2 pseudogenes are annotated in these 2,440 nt (G+C 37.5%); both read left to right on the top strand.

From position 1 onward, the window contains the following. Nucleotides 1-60: 60 nt before the first annotated feature. A pseudogene (locus tag ACFILO_RS09185) lies at nt 61-1,678 on the top strand (YfjI family protein). Nucleotides 1,679-2,228: 550 nt separating this feature from the next. Beyond that, nucleotides 2,229-2,440 (top strand): annotated as a pseudogene (locus tag ACFILO_RS09180) (helicase); the annotation flags it as partial.

Genomic DNA, 2,440 nt, shown 5'->3' with positions numbered 1-2,440 from the left:
CATGCAAGCCCCCTACGGTCTAGATTTCAATGATGTTTTGATACTGAAAGGTATAAATAAATGAGAGAGAATAAAAACAATATTGTCGATACCAACAATCAAAATGTTTCATGCAATGATAACGATAATGTTTTTTTTAATGATAAGACTTGTTTAGAAGCCATTCCTTATGAAATCGCATTGCAACAAAATGGTTGGGGGGAATTGCAACCGATTAATACGGCTCTCTTACCCGTCGAGCCTTTTAGCTTATTACAGTTGCCAACGCCATTAATGGACTATGTTTATGACGTTGCGGATAGCCAACAAGCCCCTATGGATTTTATTGCTATCTCTGCTCTCTGTGCTTTGGCTGCTGTGATTGGCAATGGCGTGCGGATTGCCCCAAAACAACATACCAATTGGAAAATTGTTCCTAATCTCTGGGGTGCCATTGTGGGGGAACCTTCGACCATGAAAACAGGTACCATGGACGCTGCTTTAGAACCTCTCTATGAATTTCAAGATGAATGGCATCAAGAGTGGGTAAAGAAGAAAAAACAGCAAGAAACAAAAGAGATTCTTAGTGAATTAGATAAACGAGAAAAGAAAAAACAAGCCTATAAAGCACTCAAAGATCAAGACGAAGAACAAGCCCTTGCTCTTCTTTCACAAACTCTTGAACACAAAGAAAGTGAGGAAGATGACAGTTCTATAAAACGCCGTCTTATCGTCAATGATGTGACCGTTGAAAAGCTTGGGGAACTCTTAAAAGACCCCCCCGTGGTCTCTTGTTGGTTCGTGATGAATTAGCTGGTTTTTTATCTAATCTGGCAAGAAAGGAATATCAATCAGACCGTTCTTTCTATCTAACAGCTTTTAATGGCAATAAGTCTTACACCTATGACCGTATAGGACGGGGAACCATTTTTATTCCCAATGCAACTGTCTCTATTATAGGGGGTATTCAACCCTCTCGCATTCTGCCCTTTATACGCAATGTTTTATATGGCAAAGGCAATGATGGTTTCTTACAACGCTTTCAAATGCTTGTCTTTCCCGATGAGACAAAAGATTGGAAATGGGTTGATAAACCGCCCAATCAAGAAGGGTGGCAAAAGTATGAAGGGGTTTTTCGCTCTTTTCGTGATAAACGCTTAGGGTCTCCAGAACAACCACTGATCATGCGTTTTTCTCCTAAAGCACAAGTGAAATTTTATGAATGGTTAGAGCATCTTCATAAAGAGGCAAAAGGAGCTACTCACTCAGAAAGCTTACAATCGCATCTTTTAAGAATGCGCAGGGCATTACACGTGCCTTGCGTTAATTTTTGAACTTCTTGACGGTGGTCGTTTAGAAATTGGACTCTATGCCATCACAACAGCGTTGCGTTGGACAAGTTATCTGTTAAGTCATGCCAAACGTCTTTATGCGGCGCATGATACATTAACAGCAGAGCGTGCAAAATTAATTGTTGAACGCTGTGATCATTTACCCGATGTTTTTTACTTTACGCGATATTAATCAAAGAAATTGGACTTCTTTAAAAGACAATCAAGCCGTTAAACAAGCTTTAGAGCTTTTATGCCGTTGTAACTATATTCGTGAAGTCTCTGGAGACAATAACCCTAAAAGCGGTCGACCTACGATACGTTATGAATGGAATCCTTTAGTAAAGGGGCATAAGACACCCCAATAAAGCATTACCCCTTGTATTTCATAGAGTGAACCTTCAAAGAACGCCTTAATGTATGAGTTTTGAAGATTTCGAGTATTTTGAGGGTTCCTTTTACTCTGCTTTATATATTTTTTTCAATCGAAAAATAAAAGTCATTATATTTCAATAAGTTATTTTTTAATAAACAACCCACATCAAGATACAACCTATAAATACAACCCACGGTATATTTTTGAAGGTATTTTGAGGGTTTGAGAAACCTTCAAAACCTCTCTATAAAATGTCTCATAAAACTCATCAAAATACTCATTCTGATATCTTAAATCACATAACGAATTTGTCTTTTTTCCATAAAACAAACAGCAAATTTCACTATTTTGCTGATCTGATCTCTCTCATGGGCATGGGCTGTGGATAAGTACCTTTAAAACCCCTTTTGAAAAAATTATCCGCTTTTTTAGCATTTTTTCCAGTTTTCTCACTATTCATTCAAAATGGATTTAATAAGGTTCGTTTTGATTCTTTTGATAAGAATTAACCCTCTCATATGAAAACGGAGCCTTGTTGTAATATGCGTCACTTTAATAAGTATGATAATGAACATGTCACTTTACGCTCTCTGTTGGAATATTATCGTCAACAAGCTAAATCACTTCGTGAATTAGGAACCTTGTTTGAAAACCTTGTCATAGCTTATTTGACAAAAGACCCTCTCCATTATGGACGATATGAAAAGGTAGAAACCTATTATGAATGGGCTAAAGAGCGTGAAGGTTGGAATAA

It is taken from the genome of Bartonella sp. AP72JLCBS, from assembly GCF_042195705.1.
Lineage (GTDB): Bacteria > Pseudomonadota > Alphaproteobacteria > Rhizobiales > Rhizobiaceae > Bartonella.
This window is presented reverse-complemented; position numbering and strand designations above follow the sequence as displayed.